The organism is Orlajensenia flava (assembly GCF_004801905.1).
Taxonomy (GTDB): domain Bacteria; phylum Actinomycetota; class Actinomycetes; order Actinomycetales; family Microbacteriaceae; genus Orlajensenia; species Orlajensenia flava.
Window position 1 is genome coordinate 187890 of record NZ_SSSN01000002.1, and the last position, 18519, is coordinate 206408.

20 protein-coding genes are annotated in these 18519 nt (G+C 69.1%); 9 read left to right on the plus strand and 11 right to left on the minus strand.

Annotation, left to right across the window (positions count from 1 at the left end):
* The first annotated feature begins 9 nt into the window (after window positions 1-9).
* Entirely contained in the window at window positions 10-1260 is a 1251-nt protein-coding gene (gene ilvA / locus E6C70_RS01300; RefSeq protein ID WP_136421492.1) for a threonine ammonia-lyase, read from the plus strand.
* A 15-nt stretch (window positions 1261-1275) separates the two neighbouring features.
* Here ilvA and greA read toward each other — a convergent pair whose 3' ends face one another.
* Together greA and E6C70_RS01310 are read right to left on the minus strand one after the other, a co-directional pair.
* Complete coding sequence (gene greA, locus E6C70_RS01305; protein WP_136421494.1) at window positions 1276-1764, minus strand: transcription elongation factor GreA; 489 nt, start codon at window positions 1762-1764, stop codon at window positions 1276-1278.
* A gap of 58 nt (window positions 1765-1822) precedes the next feature.
* The gene (locus tag E6C70_RS01310) at window positions 1823-2218 is read right to left on the minus strand and encodes a DUF4307 domain-containing protein (protein WP_136421495.1); all 396 of its coding nucleotides are present in this window, start codon (window positions 2216-2218) and stop codon (window positions 1823-1825) included.
* Between the two features lie 85 nt (window positions 2219-2303).
* On the opposite strand from E6C70_RS01310, the gene E6C70_RS01315 reads away from it, so the two are divergent.
* Entirely contained in the window at window positions 2304-2627 is a 324-nt protein-coding gene (locus E6C70_RS01315) for a hypothetical protein (protein ID WP_207670007.1), read from the plus strand.
* Window positions 2628-2644: 17 nt separating this feature from the next.
* On the opposite strand, the gene trhA is transcribed toward E6C70_RS01315, so the two are convergent.
* The gene (gene trhA / locus E6C70_RS01320) at window positions 2645-3340 is read right to left on the minus strand and encodes a PAQR family membrane homeostasis protein TrhA (RefSeq protein ID WP_235833230.1); all 696 of its coding nucleotides are present in this window, start codon (window positions 3338-3340) and stop codon (window positions 2645-2647) included.
* A gap of 156 nt (window positions 3341-3496) precedes the next feature.
* Between trhA and E6C70_RS01325 the strand changes: the two genes are divergently transcribed.
* Both E6C70_RS01325 and E6C70_RS01330 read left to right on the plus strand, forming a co-directional pair.
* A complete protein-coding gene (locus tag E6C70_RS01325; RefSeq protein ID WP_136421499.1) occupies window positions 3497-4282 on the plus strand; it encodes an isoprenyl transferase in 786 nt (261 codons plus the stop codon).
* Between the two features lie 22 nt (window positions 4283-4304).
* Window positions 4305-5426, plus strand: coding sequence for an aminotransferase class V-fold PLP-dependent enzyme (locus E6C70_RS01330; RefSeq protein ID WP_136421501.1), 1122 nt, complete (start codon window positions 4305-4307; stop codon window positions 5424-5426).
* On the opposite strand, the gene E6C70_RS01335 is transcribed toward E6C70_RS01330, so the two are convergent.
* On the minus strand, window positions 5420-6025 hold the full coding sequence (locus tag E6C70_RS01335) for a hypothetical protein (protein WP_136421503.1): 606 nt from the start codon (window positions 6023-6025) through the stop codon (window positions 5420-5422). The two genes, E6C70_RS01330 and E6C70_RS01335, sit on opposite strands and share 7 nt — an antisense overlap.
* A gap of 247 nt (window positions 6026-6272) precedes the next feature.
* Here E6C70_RS01335 and phoH2 point away from each other — a divergent pair, with 247 nt between their 5' ends.
* Entirely contained in the window at window positions 6273-7625 is a 1353-nt protein-coding gene (phoH2, locus tag E6C70_RS01340) for an RNA 5'-3' helicase PhoH2 (protein WP_235833231.1), read from the plus strand.
* Between the two features lie 505 nt (window positions 7626-8130).
* On the opposite strand, the gene E6C70_RS01345 is transcribed toward phoH2, so the two are convergent.
* The 5 genes from E6C70_RS01345 to xseA are packed head-to-tail and all read right to left on the minus strand — an operon-like array spanning window position 8131 to window position 12391.
* Complete coding sequence (locus tag E6C70_RS01345; RefSeq protein ID WP_136421504.1) at window positions 8131-9549, minus strand: class II fumarate hydratase; 1419 nt, start codon at window positions 9547-9549, stop codon at window positions 8131-8133.
* A gap of 5 nt (window positions 9550-9554) precedes the next feature.
* Window positions 9555-10214: a carbonic anhydrase gene (locus E6C70_RS01350; RefSeq protein WP_136421506.1), complete on the minus strand. Its 660-nt coding sequence runs from the start codon at window positions 10212-10214 to the stop codon at window positions 9555-9557.
* Window positions 10211-10864, minus strand: a complete 654-nt coding sequence (locus tag E6C70_RS01355) for a DUF4245 domain-containing protein (RefSeq protein ID WP_136421680.1) — start codon at window positions 10862-10864, stop codon at window positions 10211-10213. Before E6C70_RS01355 ends, E6C70_RS01350 begins: the two co-directional genes overlap by 4 nt.
* Complete coding sequence (locus E6C70_RS01360; RefSeq protein ID WP_407921006.1) at window positions 10864-11118, minus strand: exodeoxyribonuclease VII small subunit; 255 nt, start codon at window positions 11116-11118, stop codon at window positions 10864-10866. The genes E6C70_RS01355 and E6C70_RS01360 overlap by 1 nt, the downstream gene beginning before the upstream one ends.
* A 10-nt stretch (window positions 11119-11128) precedes the next feature.
* A complete protein-coding gene (gene xseA / locus E6C70_RS01365; protein WP_235833219.1) occupies window positions 11129-12391 on the minus strand; it encodes an exodeoxyribonuclease VII large subunit in 1263 nt (420 codons plus the stop codon).
* 86 nt (window positions 12392-12477) lie between these two features.
* Between xseA and E6C70_RS01370 the strand changes: the two genes are divergently transcribed.
* On the plus strand, window positions 12478-13515 hold the full coding sequence (locus E6C70_RS01370; protein WP_136421683.1) for a 4-hydroxy-3-methylbut-2-enyl diphosphate reductase: 1038 nt from the start codon (window positions 12478-12480) through the stop codon (window positions 13513-13515).
* Between the two features lie 34 nt (window positions 13516-13549).
* On the opposite strand, the gene E6C70_RS01375 is transcribed toward E6C70_RS01370, so the two are convergent.
* Window positions 13550-14143: a DUF6264 family protein gene (locus E6C70_RS01375; protein WP_268895940.1), complete on the minus strand. Its 594-nt coding sequence runs from the start codon at window positions 14141-14143 to the stop codon at window positions 13550-13552.
* 2 nt (window positions 14144-14145) lie between these two features.
* The gene (gene fbaA / locus E6C70_RS01380) at window positions 14146-15171 is read right to left on the minus strand and encodes a class II fructose-bisphosphate aldolase (protein WP_136421512.1); all 1026 of its coding nucleotides are present in this window, start codon (window positions 15169-15171) and stop codon (window positions 14146-14148) included.
* Window positions 15172-15218: 47 nt separating this feature from the next.
* On the opposite strand from fbaA, the gene E6C70_RS01385 reads away from it, so the two are divergent.
* The 3 genes from E6C70_RS01385 (at window position 15219) to E6C70_RS01395 (ending at window position 18484) form a co-directional block, all read left to right on the plus strand.
* Window positions 15219-16154: a fructose-bisphosphatase class II gene (locus E6C70_RS01385; RefSeq protein WP_136421514.1), complete on the plus strand. Its 936-nt coding sequence runs from the start codon at window positions 15219-15221 to the stop codon at window positions 16152-16154.
* Window positions 16155-16288: 134 nt separating this feature from the next.
* Window positions 16289-17647 carry an NAD(P)H-dependent oxidoreductase gene (locus E6C70_RS01390; RefSeq protein WP_136421516.1) on the plus strand — a complete coding sequence of 453 codons (1359 nt, stop codon included), beginning with the start codon at window positions 16289-16291 and terminating at the stop codon, window positions 17645-17647.
* Between the two features lie 90 nt (window positions 17648-17737).
* The gene (locus E6C70_RS01395; protein WP_136421518.1) at window positions 17738-18484 is read left to right on the plus strand and encodes a FadR/GntR family transcriptional regulator; all 747 of its coding nucleotides are present in this window, start codon (window positions 17738-17740) and stop codon (window positions 18482-18484) included.
* Window positions 18485-18519 lie beyond the last annotated feature (35 nt).

Genomic DNA, 18519 nt, shown 5'->3' on the forward strand with positions numbered 1-18519 from the left:
CGCAATACGATGGCGGACGTGAGTGATGCGACCACCGAGGTGACGGGCCCCACCCTCCGCGAGTTCGAGGCGGCCCTTCCCGTCGTGCGTCAGGTCGCCCGCATCACGCCGCTCGAGTCCTCGCGATACCTTGCCGACCTCGTCGGAGTTCCCGTGCACCTCAAGTGCGAGAACCTCCAGCGCACCGGGTCCTACAAGATCCGCGGAGCCTACAACCGCATCTCGTCGCTCAGCCCGGAGGAGCGCGAGCGCGGGGTGGTCGCGGCATCCGCCGGCAATCACGCTCAGGGGGTCGCCCTCGCGGCCCGCGAGCTCGGTATCCGCGCGACGATCTTCATGCCCATCGGAGTCGCGTTGCCCAAGCTCGAGGCGACGCGGGACTACGGAGCCGACGTCGTGCTGAGCGGGGCCTCCATCGGCGAGACCCTCGAGGCGGCCGCCGCGTTCGCCGAACGGACGGGCGCCGTCGTCATCCCCCCGTTCGACCACCACGACGTCATCGCCGGGCAGGGAACGCTCGGCCTCGAGATCCTCGAGCAATTGCCGGAGGTCGAGACGGTCGTCGTCGCGATCGGCGGGGGAGGACTCGCCTCCGGTGTGGCGAGCGCCATCCGGCAACGCTCGGCCCAGCTGGGACGCCGCGTGCGCATCGTCGGCGTCCAGGCCGCGAACGCCGCCCCGTACCCCGCTTCGCTCGAGGCCGGCGCACCGTTGGCCGTGCCGGTGGTGCCCACCATCGCCGACGGCATCGCGGTCTACCGTCCGGGGGAGATCACCTTCGGCATCGTCAAGGACACCGTCGACGAGGTCGTCACGGTCACGGAGGACGACGTCGCCCGGGCCATCATCGTGCTGCTGGAGCGCGCCAAGCTCGTCGTCGAGCCCGCCGGCGCCGTCTCGGTGGCGGCCATCCTCTCCGGCGCCGTCCGCCCGACCGGCCAGACCGTCGCGATCCTCTCGGGCGGCAACATCGACCCGTTGCTCATGCAGCGGGTCATCAGCCACGGACTCTCGGCATCCGACCGCTACCTGACCATCTCGATCATGCTGACCGACCGGCCCGGCGAGCTGGCGCGCACGTCGAAGATCGTCGCGGACGCCAACGCCAACGTCGTCGAGGTGCTCCACACCCGACATGGAGCTGGCCGCCAGATCAACGACGTCGAGCTGCAGCTCTCGATCGAGACGCGCGGCCCCGAGCACAAGCAGCGCGTGGTCGACGCGCTTCGTGCCGACGGCTACGACCCTCGCATCGTGTGAGGGGCGGCGGCGAGGCTATCGTCCCGACCAGGTCTCCACATCGGTGACCTCGACGGCGATCTCGCGCCCGTTCGGAGCCGTGTAGCTGGTGGTGTCGCCGACCTTGAGGCCGAGGATGGCTGCGCCGAGCGGGCTCTGCTCGCTGTAGACGTCGAGCTCGCTGTCGCCCGCGATCTCGCGGTTCCCGATGAGGAACACGCTCTCGTCGCCGGCGATCTTCGCCGTGATCACGGTGCCGGGCTCCACGACGCCGTGGCTCTCCGGCGCCTCGCCGACCTCGGCGTGCTTGAGCAGCTCGGTGAGCTGACGGATGCGCGCCTCGATCTTGCCCTGCTCGTCCTTCGCGGCGTGGTACCCGCCGTTCTCCTTGAGGTCGCCCTCCTCGCGAGCGGCTTCGATGCGCTTGACGATCTCCTCGCGACCCGTGGTGCTGAGCGTGCTGAGCTCGCCGGCGAGACGGTCGTAGGCGTCCTGGGTGAGCCAGGACACGGAGGCATCGGTCATCGGTACTCCTCGAGATAAGACAGAGCCCCAACGGTCACGTCGGGGCGAATGACCAATACTAGGTCGGCCAGCAGCCCTTGACCAAACCGGTGTTGCTCTGGCTGGAGGTGCGCAGGACCTCCGTGAAGGCGCGCGTGTAGGTCGAGGCGGCGGGGATGTCGACCACCCTCCACCCGACGATCGAGAAGCTCTCGTTGAGGGCCTGCACGGCGCAGCTGGCTGTCGTTCCGGGCGCCATCGTCACCTCGAACGACACGCTGACGGTGTGTGCATCGATGATGGAGTGCTTGGTGTCCTGCGCGTCGACGGTGGGCTTGGCGCCGTCGAGGCCCGCCCAGATCACCCACGCCGCGAACACGACCACGAACGCGACGCCCATGATGACGGCGATCCACACGTCGCGACGTCTGCTGCGACGGGTGCGTCCGTAACGCTGGTCGAGGGTGGCGGTCATGCGGGCTTTCGATGGCGGGGCGGGTGTTCCCGCGACGGTTAGGCTGATGTATCTAGGCTAACCGGCTGAACCGAGGAGATGGACCGTGCTCGAGAGCGTCACCGACCTGCTGGCACGGGCATCCGTTCTGAGCGCCACCACCCCGGCGCCGGTCACCCCCGACGAGGACATCGTCACGCCCGGGTGGATCGGCTTCGCCGTGACGTTCTTCGTCGCGGCGGTGACCGTCCTGCTCATCATCGACATGGTGCGCCGCATCCGCAGGACGAACTACCGCGCCCTGGTGCGCGAGCAGATCGCGGCGGAACAGGCCGTCGCGGATGCCGGTGCCTCATCGCCGGGCGCCTCCCCTGCCGGCGGAAGCGTCGGCAGAGCCTCGCCGCGTGACGGCGAGGACCCGCGAGTCTGAGCCGGGCCCGCCGGCTCTCAGGTCGCGAGTGAGCTGGCGATCGGCGCGATCACGATCAGCAGGCACGCCGTCCAGTGGCACAGGAAGGCGAACAGCGTGCAGGTGTGGAAGATCTCGTGGAAGCCGAACCGGCCGGGCCACGGGTTCGGCTTCTTGAGCGCGTAGACGATGGCGCCGCCCGTGTAGAGCAGGCCACCGACCAGCACGAGCACCATCATCGCCACGTTCGCGTCGAGCAGGTCGACGATGTACATGATGGCCGCCCAGCCGAGCGCCAGGTAGAGCGGCACGTACAGCCAACGCGGGGCGTGGATCCAGAACACCCGGAAGCCGATGCCGAGGAGCGCCCCCGCCCACACCAGGCTGAGCAGCAGGACGCCCTTCTCGGCCGGGAGCGCGCAGACGGCCAGCGGAGTGTACGTGCCCGCGATGAGCAGGAAGATGTTGGCGTGGTCGATGCGCTTGAGCACGATCTTCGTGCGCGGTTTCCAGTTGAACCGGTGGTAGAGCGCCGAGTTGCCGAACAGCAGCAGGGACGTGGCCATGAACACTGCCGACGACCACTTGGCCGGCGCGCCATCGGCGAGGCAGATGAGCACGATGCCGGCGGCGATCGCCACCGGGAACGTGCCCGCGTGGATCCAGCCGCGCCAGGTCGGCTTGATCTCCGCCTCGACGGGGAGGGACGCCTCCAGCAGCGGCAGGTTGGGCAGCTCGGGGCCCGCGAGGTCGTCGGCGGCGACCGCTGCGTCCGCGGCATCCGGAGCACCGGTCGCACGGGTGTCTGGGGCGCTCATGGCGAAAGCCTACGTCACGCCATATGCCAGTGGGGTGTGAGGGTCGCTGCCCCCGTGCACTACCGTGGGGGAGTGCAGAAACCGCAGCAACCTCTGGGTCGCGGCATCCTGTACGGCGTCTACCAGCGGCGCCTGCGCCGGGGTCTGACGGCCGAGACTCTGCCCAGGCACGTGGCCATGATCATCGACGGGAATCGTCGCTGGGCCCGGCAGTTGGGCTACGCATCGCCCTCCCACGGGCACCGCGCCGGTGCGGCGAAGATGCGCGAGTTCCTCGAGTGGTGCGACGATCTCGGCATCAGCGTGGTCACGCTGTACCTGCTCTCGAGTGACAACCTGACCAATCGCGCCAGCGACGAGCTCGACGACCTCATCGGCATCATCGCCGACCTCGCCGAGGAGCTCTCGCACTTCCGGGACTGGAAGGTCAAGCACGTCGGGTCCCCGCTGGGGCTGCCGACGGCTCTGGTCGGCGCCCTCGACGCCGCCCAGGAGCGCACGACGGGCAACACGGGCATGCACGTCAACCTCGCGGTCGGCTACGGCGGTCGCACGGAGATAACGGATGCCATGCGCAGCATCGTGGCGAGCCACCATGCCGAGGGCCGCAGTCTCGATGACCTCGCCGAGCGACTCACCCCCGAGCTGATCGGCGAGCACCTCTACACCGGTGGCCAGCCCGACCCCGACCTGGTCATCCGCACGTCGGGCGAGCAGCGGCTCTCGGATTTCATGCTGTGGCAGTCCGCCCACAGCGAGTTCTACTTCGTTGAGGCGCTGGGACCCGACCTGCGAGAGGTCGACTTCCTGCGCGCGCTACGCGATTACGCGAGGCGGCATCGCCGATTCGGCGGATGAAGCCCACTCAGGAGAACACGCGATGAGCACACTCGAGCAGTTCCGCGCCACGTTCGGTGAGGAGTCCGGCTACCTCGACTGGGGCCGGGTCGGCCCGCTCTCGCGCACCGTCGTCGCCGAGGCGCAGGGAATGACGGACCTTCTGGCCAAGGGCCGGTTCGGTTCGCTGGCGGTGTTCGACGAGCAGGAGCCGCGCATGCACGACGCGGTCTCGGCCCTCATCGGCATGCCGGCAGATCAGGTGGTCACTCAGCCCAACACGTCCATGGGCCTGATGCACGCGATGTTCGGCCTCACCGGCGACGTGCTGTTGTCGGCCGGCGAGTTTCCCAGCCTCCCGATCGCCGCGGTGCGCGCCTCGGAGGCGCTGCAGGTCGTGCGCCCCGTCTGGCTCAGCACCGACCACGGGCGTGTCACGGCTGGCGCGGTCCGGGAACAGCTCACGGAGTCGATCGCCGCCGTCGCGGTGACACTGGTCGATTCGCGCACGGGCTACGTGACGGATCTCGACGGCATCCGACAGGTCATCGGCGACCGATTGCTCATCGTCGACGCCATTCAGGGCTTCGGGGTGGTCGACGCCCCGTACACGGTGGCGGATGTCGTGGTCTCAGGCGGGCAGAAGTGGTGTCGCGCCGGCTGGGGGACCGGCTTCATGGCCATGAGCGAGCGCGCGATCGATCGGCTGACCCCCGTCGTATCGGGGTACACCGGAACGGCCGACCCGAACGTCTGGGACGACGTGGAGCCGCCGGTCGCAGGCGCTGCCGCCTACCGGGTGACCAACCCCGACCGCATCGCACAGACCCGCTTCGCCGCCGCGCTCGAGGAGATCCACGCGGTGGGCGTCGACGTGATCCAGGCCGCAGTCGCCGAGAACGTCGAGAGGGTCATCGACCTCGCCGACGAGTTCGCCATCCCCGTCGTCTCCTCCCGTGACGAACGCGAGCGATCCGGGCTCGTCGTGCTCGAGCCGCCGGCCGAGCAGCTGACCCTGCTGACGGCGTCGCTGTTCAACCACGGCGTCACGGCCACCAACCGGCTGGGAACCGTGCGACTGAGCGTGCACGCCGAGCTCTCCGACGACACCCTCGGAATGCTGCAGGGAGCGTTCACGTCCTACGGCACGGCCGCCATCTACTGAGCCGGTGCCTGCTCCTGCGCGGGTCGTTCTGTTGCTGACGGCGCACTGACGGTCCACGCGAGCCACCCGAAGCCGCTCGCCAGCAGGAGCATCGAGACCGTCCCCCAGCCGAAGTAGATGTGCGAGCTGTACAGCAGGACGGACCCCGCGAGAGCGAGCACGGCGCCGGGGAGCGCACGCAGGCCGAAGCGGCTGATCGCGGCGATCGAGGCGACGAGCACCGCGAGCACGAGCGCGACCACGCCGATCGTCGCGACCACGTGACCCTGGGCGTAGAGCGGGCCCTTGGCATCCGCGTGACCCGTGAGCTGGAGCGATCCGGCACCGACGCCGGCGAGCACGTCGAGCGAGGTGTAGAACGCGGCATAGAACAATCCGAGGATGCCGGCGGCCACCCCGAAGCCGCGGCCGGCCGTGCGCGCGATGAGCCAGGGCGCGAAGCCCACCAGCGGGAAGATCACGATGAGCCCGAAGTGCAACGCGAGCCAACGCGCGGCCGTGACGTCGGTCAGGTGGGCGGGGTGGAAGACCGTCGCGATCGCCAGGATCAGGGCCGGACCGGCTGCGGAGAAGAGGAATGCTGCGCGTCTGGTCGGCATAGTCGATGCTAACCACGACGCAGCCGACATCCGTCCTCCAGGCCATTTGTGAACGCCGTGCGGACACGGGCGTGTCGCAGCCGCAAATGTCGGGGGTCGGACGTAGGTTCGCCACATCAGGTAAGGCGCCTGATCGAGTCGGCCACGAAAGACGGCTCGATATCACGCCACGTGGCCGCCTCGCGAGTTCCGGGTTTCAGGACTCGGGGTGGGAGCGGTTGTGACCTCACTGGACTACCAGAAGCCGATCGACACGCGCGCGGGCGCGGCTCTTCGGGAAGCGGACGAATCGCCTCGAGCGGATCGCACGGCCGAGCGCACGTATGTGCTCGACACGTCGGTGCTGCTGAGCGATCCGACGGCGCTGTTCCGATTCGCCGAACACGCCGTCGTGCTGCCGGTCATCGTGATCGCGGAGCTCGAAGCGAAGCGACACGATCCCGAGATCGGCTACTTCGCGCGCAAGGCGCTCCGCACCCTGGACGACCTCCGCATCGAGCACGAACGACTCGACTTCCCGATTCCCGTCGGCGATGGCGGGAGCCTCCGGGTCGAGCTCAACCACTCCAACATGGCTGTGCTGCCCAACGGCCTGCAGTTGAAGGACAATGACTCGCGCATCCTCGCCGTCGCCCTCAACCTGGCCAACGAGGGGCTCGACGTCACGGTCGTCTCCAAAGACCTTCCGCTCCGTGTCAAGGCGGCATCGATCGGCCTCGCTGCCGAGGAGTACCGTGCTGAGCTCGCGCCCGAGTCGGGATGGACCGGGATGACCGACCTGACGCTCGGTTCGCGCGAGATCGACGATCTCTACGAGCAGGAGCACCTCGAGACGCGCATGATCGCCGACCTGCCCGTCAACACGGGGCTCGTCATCCACTCCGATCGCGGCAGCGCACTCGCGCGAGTGACTCGGCGCGGGGAGATGAAGCTGGTTCGCGGTGACCGCGACGTCTTCGGGCTTCACGGACGGTCGGCCGAGCAGCGGCTCGCCATCGACATGCTGCTGGACCCCGAGATCGGCATCCTCTCCCTCGGCGGCCGCGCCGGAACCGGGAAGTCGGCTCTCGCCCTGTGCGCCGGCCTCGAGGCCGTGCTCGAGCGACAGCAGCACAAGAAGATCATGGTCTTCCGTCCGCTGTACGCCGTCGGGGGCCAGGAACTCGGCTACCTGCCGGGCGACGCCAGCGAGAAGATGAACCCGTGGGGGCAGGCGGTGTTCGACACGCTCGGATCCGTCGTCTCCGACAACGTGCTCGAGGAGGTGGTCGCGCGCGGCATCCTCGAGGTGTTGCCGCTCACCCACATCCGCGGCCGCTCGCTCCACGACGCGTTCGTCATTGTGGATGAGGCGCAGTCACTCGAGCGCAACGTGCTGCTGACCGTGCTGAGCCGCATCGGGCAGAACTCGCGGGTGGTGCTCACGCACGACGTCGCGCAGCGCGACAACCTGCGCGTGGGTCGGCACGACGGCGTCGCCTCCGTGATCGAGACGCTCAAGGGCCACGGCCTGTTCGGACACATCACCCTCACGCGGTCGGAGCGCTCGGCGATCGCCGCCCTCGTGACCGAGATGCTGGAGGGCAACGAACTGGCCTGAGAGTCGATCGCTCTCGGGAGTCGCCGCCGCCGCCGGTTTCGGGCGGCGGTGGCGCGCCCGCCCCGGATGCGCGTTATGGCACCGTAGGTCGACGGGATGCGCGTTATGGCACCGCTGGGCCGTGCGACACCCCGTTGGTCGCCCGGCGCCCTCCTAGGATGCGCGTTGTGGCACTGCCGCGCGAAGGGATGCGCGTTATGGCACTGCTGGTCGATGCAACGCGGTGAGGGTCGCCGCACACCCTCCTGGGATGCGCGTTAGGGCACCGCTGGGCAGTGCAACGCGCTGCCGGTCGCCGGGCGCCTTCGCCGGATGCGCGTTATGGCACCGCTGGTCGACCGGATGCGCGTTATGGCACCGCTGGGCACTGCAACGCGCTGTCGGTCGACGCGAGCCTTCGCCGGATGCGCGTTATGGCACCGCTGGTCGGCGGGATGCGCGTTATGGCACCGTAGCTCGGCGGGATGCGCGTTATGGCACCGTTGGCCGGTGGGGCGAGGCGGAGCTAGCGCTTGACCGGCGGGCGGGTCATCGAGAGCACGTCGAGGGCGCTGTCGAGCTGCTCCTCGGTGACCTCGCCGCGCTCGACGTAGCCGAGGTCGATGACGGCGTCGCGCACCGTGATGCCCTTCGCGACCGAGTGCTTGGCGATCTTGGCCGCCGCCTCGTAGCCGATCACCTTGTTGAGCGGGGTGACGATCGACGGCGACATGCCCGCGAGGGCGGCTGCGCGCTCGACATTGGCCTGAAGTCCGTCTATGGTCTTGTCCGCGAGCGCACGTGTGACGGTGGACAACAGCCGGATCGACTCGAGCAGCGCCGTGCCCATCACGGGGATCTGCACGTTCAGCTCGAACGCGCCCGACGCGCCGCTCCAGGCGATGGTGGCGTCGTTGCCGATGACGCGCGCGGCCACCATGAGGACGGCCTCGGGGATGACGGGGTTGACCTTGCCCGGCATGATCGAGGATCCGGGCTGGAGGTCGGGGATGTTCAGCTCGCCGAGACCGGTGTTGGGGCCCGAGCCCATCCAGCGGATGTCGTTGGAGATCTTGGTGAGGCTCACCGCGATGGTGCGGAGGGCACCGGATGCGTCGACCAGGCCGTCGCGGTTGGCCTGCGCCTCGAAGTGGTCGGCCGCCTCCGTGATGGGCAGCTCGGTCTCCTTCTGGAGCAGCTCGATGACGAGTTGCGGGAACCCCGCGGGGGTGTTGATGCCGGTGCCCACCGCAGTACCGCCGAGCGGCACCTCGGCGACGCGGGGGAGCGCGGACTGCACGCGCTCGATGCCGAGGCGCATCTGGCGGGCGTAGCCGCCGAACTCCTGGCCGAGAGTGACCGGCGTCGCGTCCATCAGGTGTGTTCGACCGGCTTTCACGACGCCCGACCATTCGGACGCCTTGGCCTCGAGGGCGACGGCCAGGTGATCAAGGGCCGGGATGAGGTCGTCGATGAGAGCACTCGTGACGGCGATGTGTACCGAGGTCGGGAACACGTCATTGGAGGACTGCGAGGCGTTGACGTGGTCGTTGGGGTGCACGGGGCGACCGAGGCGCTCGGTGGCCAGCGCGGCCAGCACCTCGTTCATGTTCATGTTCGACGAGGTCCCCGAACCGGTCTGGTAGACGTCGACCGGGAACTCACGGTCGTGGACGCCGGTGATGACCTCGTCGGCCGCGGCGGCGATCGCCTCCGCGATGTCGGCATCGAGAACGCCCAGCTGCTCGTTGGCGAGCGCCGCCGACTTCTTGATGCGGGCGAGTGCGGCTATCTGCGCCGGCTCCAGGCCCGATCCGGAGATGGGGAAGTTCTCGACTGCCCGCTGCGTCTGAGCACCGTACAGAGCGTTGACGGGAACCCGCACCTCTCCCATCGTGTCGTGCTCGATGCGGAAATCGGTCTCGGCCGCGCTGCTCACTGTCATGCCTTTCAAAGGGGATTCGAGTGGATGTCGCCCACCACGATGTCGGTCTCGGCGCGGCCCTCACGGAGTCGGTAGTTCGCGCCGACGATAGCCAATCTACCTTCAGCGACCGCCTCGCTGATCATCTCGCTCTCCTCGAGGAGCTCCGCGACGGTGTCGCGCAGGTGCTCCCGTCCGACGAAGGCCGCGTCGATGTCGGAGGTGTCGACATCCCCTCTCCCGGCGACGCGATCGACGGCCGGGGTGATACGGGAGATGAGCTGAGCGATGTGCGGAGGAAGCGGGGCCGCCTCGGGATCGCGCGCATCGATGGCCGCCTGGACCGCGCCGCAGGAGTCATGTCCGAGAACGAGGATGAGCGGCACGCCCAGCACCCCGACGGCGTACTCCAAGGAGCCGATGACCGACTCGGAGATGACCTGGCCGGCGTTCCGGACGACGAACAGGTCGCCGAGGCCGAGGTCGAAGATGATCTCCGCGGCGAGCCGCGAGTCGCTGCAGCCGAACAGCGCGGCGATCGGCGCCTGGCCTCCGGCGATGTCGCTGCGGCGGTCGACGTCCTGGCGCGGATGGCGCGGGGCGCCGGCGACGAAACGGTCATTGCCGCGTCGGAGCTCCTGCCACGCGCTCGCGGGGGTGGCGGGCACCGTTTCGGTCGAGGTCATCGCTTCTCCGTCTCCGCGGTGATCGTGGGGGTGAGGCTCGAGGCCAGCTGGCGGAACTCCGCCGGGCTGGCGCTGCCGGCCAGCAGCCACGTGCTGACGGGCGTCTGCGTGACGAGGGCGTACTTCGCGTTGCCGACGTCGGCATCGGTGTCGCGGTTGTCGTACACCGTCCACTGGACGCCATCGATCGTGACCGAGCCGTCGGCGAGCGTGTTGTGCAACTGCTTGGCGATCCAGACGTCATTCGCTCCGAAGGCCTGGCTCATGCCGATGAACTCGTTCTCGGGCGTGAGGAAGCCGATGTACCAGGCGTCCACCTTGTCGGCGGCCCCGGTGCGGTATTCGGCGGCGTTGGAGCGCCAGCCGCTCGGCAGCTTCGGGTCGGCGAGAGTGGTCGGCAGCGACCGCTGGGCGTCGGCGGCGACCGAGTGGTAATCGACGGTCTTGTCGATTGTCGTGTCGCCGCGCGGCACGAGCAGCACCAGCACGATGACCGCGGCGAGGGTCGCGAGCAGCGAGAGGACGAGGTTGTTGGGCGTCTGGCGGATGCGGTGCAGCCGTGAGCTCTCGGCCTTACGGTCGGCCGTCTCGTCTGCCGTCTCGGGTCGGCCGAGCTCCGCGACGACACGCTGCGGCTCGCGCTGCGCCATCACGGTGCGACGTCGACAGGCAGGTCGACGACGTCGACGCGGCCGGACGCGTGGCCGGACCGGGCCTTCTCGAGGCGCGCCTTGGCGCCGATGAGCCACTCCTCGCAGCGACGGGCGAGCGCCTCGCCCCGCTCCCAGAGCGCCAGCGACTCCTCGAGGGTCGCCGAGCCCTGCTCGAGCGCGGAGACGACCCGGACGAGCTCGTCGCGTGCCTGCTCGTAGCTGAGCTCGCTGATGTCGTCGGAGGTGGGCATGACATCCATTCTATTTGCCGGTCCTGACATCTCCGGATGCCCCCAGCGCCCGTGAGCGAACCGCGCCATGGGCGAGCGTGAGCAGCAGGTCGGTGCCCTCCGGCGCCTGATCGGCTGCGCGTAGGACGTGGCCGTCGGGGAGTTGGGCGATGGCGTAACCGCGGTCGAGGGTGGCTTGTGGCGACAGCGCTCGAAGCCGGGTGGCGAGTTCGCCCGTCTGCGCTGCGGCCCGTTCCAGCGTGCGATCGAGCAGTTCGGTGCCGCGATCGAGCGCGTAGGTCAATTCGTTGGCGCGCTCGTCGACGATCCAGTCGCCGCCCGCCAGCACCGGCCGGCTGCGCAGCTGGGCGATGCGGTCGAACTCGTGCCGCAGCAGTGTCGTGATGCGCCCGCTCATGCGCGCGAGCGCCTGGCCGACGCGGTCGCGCTCCTCCGACACGTCGGGCACGACGCGCTTGGCGGCATCCGTCGGCGTGGACGCACGCAGGTCGGCCACCTCGTCGAGCAGCGGTCGGTCGGCTTCATGCCCGATGGCGCTGACGATGGGGGTGCTCGCGGTGGCCGCGGCACGCACCACGCGTTCGTCGCTGAAGCCGAGCAGGTTCTGGAAGTCGCCGCCGCCACGGGCGACGATGATGACGTCGACCTGCGGATCGGCGTCGAGTCGACGGATGGCGGCGGTCACCTCGGGGGCGCAGCGATCGCCCTGCACGGCGGCGTGAATGACGCGGAAGTCGACGGCCGGCCACCGCAGCTGGGCGTTGCGCAGCACGTCCTTCTCGGCGTCGGAGTCCTTGCCGGTGACCAGGCCGATGCAGTGCGGCAGGAACGGCAGTCGCTTCTTGCGGTCGGCGGCGAACAGTCCCTCGGTCGCGAGCTGGCTGCGAAGCCGTTCGAGGCGCTCGAGCAGGTCGCCGATGCCGACGTGCTTGAGCGTGATGACGTTCATGGTGAGCGTTCCGCCCTTGACCCACCAGTCCGCCTTCACGAGGGCGACGACTCGGTCGCCCTGCGCGAACTTCTCGGGGAGCTTGGCAACGGTGGAGCTCCACAGCTTGATGCTCACGGTCGCGTCGGCCGAGAGGTCTTTGAGCTTGCCGTAGACGGTGCCGCTCGACGCGTTCCACTGCGTCAGCTCGCCCTCGACCCAGACCGTGCCGAGCCTGTCGATGTAGTCGTGGATCTTGCTCGAGAACACCGCGACGGGCCAGGGAGCGTCGGGCGTGGTCAGCGGAGGTCGGGTGACGGATGGGGGCGCCGAGGTCTCGCTCACGCATCGCCTCCCAGACTCGCGCGGATCGACCCCCGTAGAATCGAGGAGTGACCAGCAGTACGGATGCCCCGCCCATCGGCCTCGGGATGCCACGCGTTCCCGGACTGCGGGGGCGGCTCAAGGATAACCCGGTGCTCGGACAGAAGCGGGTGCTGCTCGCCGCCCCGCGCGGGTACTGCGCGGGAGTCGACCGCGCCGTGATCGCTGTGGAGAAGGCGCTCGAGCACTACGGAGCGCCCGTCTACGTGCGCAAGCAGATCGTGCACAACATCCACGTGGTCACCGAGCTCGAGAAGAAGGGCGCCATCTTCGTCGACGAGGTCGACGAAGTGCCCGAGGGCTCCCACATCGTCTTCAGCGCCCACGGCGTCTCGCCGGCCGTCGTCAATGCGGCATCCGACCGTGGTCTGCTGGCCATCGACGCCACCTGCCCGCTGGTCACCAAGGTGCACCGCGAGGCCGTCCGGTTCGCGCGTGACGACTTCGAGATCCTGCTCATCGGCCACGAGGGCCATGAGGAGGTCGAGGGGACCGCCGGGGAGGCGCCCGACCACGTCACCCTCGTGGGCAGTCCCGACGAGGTGGCGAATATCGAGGTGCGCGACCCCGAGAAGGTGGTCTGGCTCTCGCAGACGACACTCTCGGTCGACGAGACCATGGAGACCGTGCGTCGGTTGCGCGAGCGTTTCCCACAGCTGCAGGACCCGCCCAGCGACGACATCTGCTACGCCACTCAGAACCGCCAGGTCGCGATCAAGAAGGTGGCCACGGATGCCGACCTCGTGATCGTCGTCGGCTCGGCGAACAGCTCGAACAGCGTCCGGCTCGTCGAAGTGGCGCTCGAGTACGGCGCGAAGGCCGCCTACCGCGTCGACTACTCCAGCGAGATCCGTCAGGAGTGGCTCGACGGCGTCCAGACCGTCGGGGTCACGAGTGGAGCATCGGTGCCCGAGGAGCTCGTGCGCGAGGTTCTGCAGGATCTGGCGGATGCCGGCTACGGCACCGTCGACGAGGTCAAGACCGCCGAGGAGGACCTGATGTTCAGCCTCCCGAAGGAGCTGCGCAAGGATCTCGCGGGCAACCGTGACGAACGGGCGCTCGGCGGGCGGGCGACGCGGGACTGACGGCGGCGCCGCGCTGGCGCCGACCCCCGCTCCCCTAGAGGCGGGTGGACTCCATATGGCCCAGCAGGGTGGGGTCGGTGAGCATCACGGCGAGGATGATGCCCATCATGGTGAGGACCGAGATCACCCCGAACGCGAGGGGCACCCAGAACGCCCGGCGACGCCGCAGCAGCAGGGTGATCGAGATGGCCGCGGCCACGAACCACAATGCGACCTGGGCGATCAGGCCGCCCGCGATGCTTCCCGAGACGGATGCCGCAGGCGTGTACGAGCCGAGTCCCTCCTGCTGGTAGAGCGTGGCTATTGCCTGCGGGATGCTGTTCTGGACCTGGACGAAGGTGTACACGCCGAGCACGCCGATGATGAGAAGAGCGATCGTCAGGCGGGCGTCCCATAGCGGAGCGGGCTTCCGGCCAGTGGCGAGAACGCCATCCGTCGCCGACTCCCCGGCGCGGACGGCGGGCGCAGGAGCAGCAGCCCCAACGGGGACCGGCTCGTCACCGGCGGGCGGCTTCCAGTCCCATCCGGGAGGCGCCATCTCGCCGAAACGCGGGCGCGGGGCAGGCGACGGTCTCGGATCGCCCCGACCGTCGTCGTGAGGCGAGCCCGAGCCCGAGGTGTCCGACATCCCTAGGCGGCGTGTCCGGCCGAGCCGAGCTGCTGGGTGGCCTCGACGACGCGGGCGGCCATCGCCGTCTCGGCCACCTTGCCCCAGGCGCGCGGGTCGTAGAGCTTCTTATTGCCCACCTCGCCGTCGATCTTGAGCACGCCGTCGTAGTTGGCGAGCATGTACCCGGCGATCGCGCGCGTGAACGCATACTGCGTGTCGGTGTCGATGTTCATCTTCACGACGCCGTTGGCGACGGCTGCGGCGATCTCCTGGTCGGTCGAACCCGACCCGCCGTGGAAGACCAGGTCGAGCGGCTTGGGACCGGTGCCGAACTTCTCGGCGATGCCGTTCTGGATCTCTCCGAGGAGCTCCGGACGCAGCTTGACGCCACCCGGCTTGTAGACACCGTGGACGTTGCCGAAGGTGAGGGCGGCGATGTAGCGCCCGTTCTCACCGAGCCCGAGCGCCTCGACGGCCTTCGTCACGTCTCCGACCGTCGTGTAGAGGGCGTCGTTGGTGCCCTCGTGCTCGACGCCGTCCTCCTCGCCGCCGACGACGCCGATCTCGACCTCGAGGATGGCGTTGATGGCCTTGGTGCGCTTCAGCATGTCCTTGGCGATCTCGAGGTTCTCATCGAGCGGCACGGCCGACCCGTCCCACATGTGGGACTGGAAGATGGGGTTGCCGCCATCGCGGACGACCTCCTCCGATGCCGCGATCAGCGGCAGCACGAAGTCCTCCAGCGCCGGCTTGGGGCAGTGGTCGGTGTGCAGGGCAACGGTGACGGGGTAGTTCGCGGCCACCTCGGTGGTGAATCGCGCCATGGCGAGTGCGCCGGCCGCCCGGTTCTTCACGGTCTGCCCGGCGAAGTAGTCGGCGCCACCGGTCGTCACCTGGATGATGCCGTCCGAGCCGGCCTCGGTCAGGCCCTGCAGCACGGCGTTGATGGTCTGCGACGACGAGACGTTGAAGGCGGGGTAGGCGAATCCGCCCGCCTTGGCCTTGTCCAGCATCTCGGCGTACTGCTCGGGGGTGGCGACGGGCATGACGGCTCCTTCGGGGCGTTCAGCGGGTGTCATCGCAGTCTACCGACGTGACGGATGACGCGCCGACCGACAGGATGGGGACCGTGCTCCCCGCGCTGACCCCCGAGATCCGCTCCGCCGCGCTGGAGGCGATGCGCTCGGCCGCACGTGCGGCTGCGGTGCACGTGGGCGGCGGCGATGGGGATGCCGTCGATGCGGCCGCCGTGCGCGTGCTGCGCGCCCAGCTCGGAGGGCTCCCGATCGACGGCGTCGTCGTGGTCGGCGAGGGCGAGAAGGATCGGGCGCCGATGCTGTTCGTCGGCGAGCACATCGGTCGCGGCGGCAGCGGGTGGGATGTGGCGGTCGACCCGGTCGACGGCACCCGTCTGGCCGCCGCCGGACAGCCGGGAGCGATGGTCGTGCTGGCGCTGGCGCCGCGTGGAGCGTTGGCCGACATCGGTGCCGCGCACTACCTGCGCAAGCTCGTCACCCGGGCGGACGATGACCGCCTGTCGGTCGCCGCATCCGTCGCCGACACGCTGGCGATCTTGTCGGAGCGCCTTGGCAGGGACGTCGCCGAACTGACCGTCGCCGTTCAGGACCGTCCGCGCAACGCCGCGCTCGCCCGGGAGGTCGTGGCCGCCGGAGCTCGGCTCGACAGCTTCGTTGACGGCGACGTCGAGCGCTCGCTGCGCGTACTGCTCCCCGGTGGCGGACTCGACGCGCTGGTGGGCATCGGCGGGGCACCCGAGGGCGTCATCACGGCGGTGGTCGCACGGGCTCTCGGGGGCGGGATGCGCGCATCGCTCTCGCCGCAGAGTCGTCGCGAGGCTGGGCGCATCCGGGAGGCCGGACTCGACGAGGGGGAGTTGTCGCTCGACGCGCTGTGCTCCGCCGACGGCTGGATGGCGGTCGCGTCGGTGACGGGGATCGACCTGGGCGCCCGGACGCTGCCGCCCGTCGGCGCGGATGGATCCGTCGCGGTCTGGGCATCCGACTCCTGACCCGTGGCATCGATTCTCTGAATCGCGCTTGACAGATGGTCAGACCAATGGCAGTGTGTTCTCAGATCGTTGGTCTGACCATCATTCCAACAAGTCATCAACCCGAGTGTTCGGGCTACGAAGGAGTAGTAGGCATGAATCTCTTCTCGCTCATGCAGAAGCGGAACGAGGACGCCGGTCCGATCCGCGTCGGCGTCATCGGTGCGGGCAAGTTCTCGTCGATGTTCCTCACGCAGGCGGTGAACGCCGAGACCATCCACGTCGTCGGCGTCGCCGACATCGACGTGCCGAAGGCTCGGGGCGCGCTCGAGCGCACGGGGTGGGCGGCAGATCGATACGCGGCATCCTCGTTCGACGAGGCCCTCCGCAACGGCACCACGTTCGTGACGGACAGCGCGGACGCCCTCGTCGAGCTGCCGCAGGTGGAGGTCATCCTCGAGATCACCGGCAACCCGCTCATCGGCACCTACCACGCGCTGAAGTCGATCGACAACGGCAAGCACGTCGTCATGGTCAACGTCGAGGCGGACTGCATGGTCGGTCCGATCCTCCAGCGCCGCGCGCAGGCGGCCGGGGTGGTCTACTCCATGGCCTACGGCGATCAGCCGGCGCTCATCTCCGAACTCGTGGACTGGTGCCGCACGGTGGGCTTCGACGTGGTCGCAGCCGGCAAGGGCACCAAGTACCTGCCCGAGTACAACTACTCCACGCCCGACACCGTGTGGGACTACTACGGCTTCACCGCCGAGCAGCTGGCCACCGGCGACTTCAACCCGAAGATGTTCAACTCGTTCCTCGACGGCACCAAGTCGGCCATCGAGATGGCGGCCGTCGCCAATGGCACGGGCCTCATCCCGCAGGACGAGGGCCTCAACTTCACCCCGGTCGGCGTCGACGACCTGCCACGCATGCTCAAGGAGCGCGAGAAGGGCGGCACGCTGTCCCGCCGCGGCACGGTCGAACTCATCTCGAGCCTCAACCGCGACGGCAGCCCCGTCTTCCGTGACCTGCGCTGGGGCGTCTACGTGACATTCGAGGCGAAGACGGACTACGCGGCGCAGTGCTTCGCCGAATACGGCGTCATCACCGACGAGAGCGGACGCTACGGATCGCTCTACCGGCCGTACCACATGATCGGTCTCGAGTTGCCGGTGTCGATCGCCTCCGCCGTGCTGCGCGGCGAGGCCACCGGCTCCCCGACGGGGTTCCGCGGCGACGTCGTGAGCACGGCCAAGAAGGACCTGCGCGCCGGCGACACGCTCGACGGCGAGGGCGGCTACGCCGTATTCGGCAAGCTCGCGCCCGCCCACCTCTCGCTCGAGCACAACGCCCTGCCGCTCGGCTTGGCGCACGGCGCGAAGCTCATCCGCGACGTGCCGAAGGACAGCACGGTGTCATGGGACGACGTGGTCGTCGACGAGACGCTCCAGGCTGTCCGCGTGCGGCGCGAGCTGGAGGCGGAGTTCCGCGCCGAGTCCCTCGTCGTGGCCTGACCAGCAGACCAATCAAGCCCATGGAACCTACACTGAGAGCAGTCGGCGCCTCCGCCGACGGATCACGGATTCCAGAGGGGTGGACCACCGGTGTCGAGTGCGAACGCGTGGGAGCCGGTGCAGCGATTGCGCACCTACGAGCAGGTGATGGCGCAGATCGAGGAGCGCATCCTCGACGGCCGGCTGAAGGCCGGAGATCACCTGCCGAGCGAACGCGACCTCGCGGTGCAGCTCGGAGTGTCACGGCCGAGCCTGCGCGAGTCCCTCCGGGTGCTCGAGGCCCTCGGCATCGTGGACATCCGGCGCGGCGGGGGAGCGGATGGCGGAGCCGTCCTGGTGGGAACGCCCGGGCCGGGCTTCGTCAACCTCCTCAAGCTCCAGCTCGCGCTCGGGCACTTCAGTGCCGGGGACGTGCTGGACACGCGCATCGCCCTGGAGACCTGGTCATGCTCGGAGGCCGCGAGCCGGGCGGGTGAGGCCGACCACGCCGACCTCGCCCGCATCCTCGACGCGATGGACGACCCATCCGTCGAGACCAGTGAATTCAACAGACTCGACACCGCCTTCCACGTTCGGATCGCGGAGTCGACCGGCAACGCCCTGACCGCTCACCTCATGGGGTCGCTACGGGTCGCGATCAATCGCCAGATGATCGAGGCCTACGCGGGGCTCGCGGACTGGAGACAGACCGCGACCACGGTCAGGCATGAACATCGCGACATCCTCGACGCCATCCGGCGCCGGGACTCGGGTGAGGCCGTGCACCTCGTGCAGGACCACATCCGGGACTTCTACAAGATCGGCAATGTCGGGGGGATCGTCCACCCCGCAGGGTAACCGGGTTCGTCCGGGTCCTGCCCGGACGATCGTCC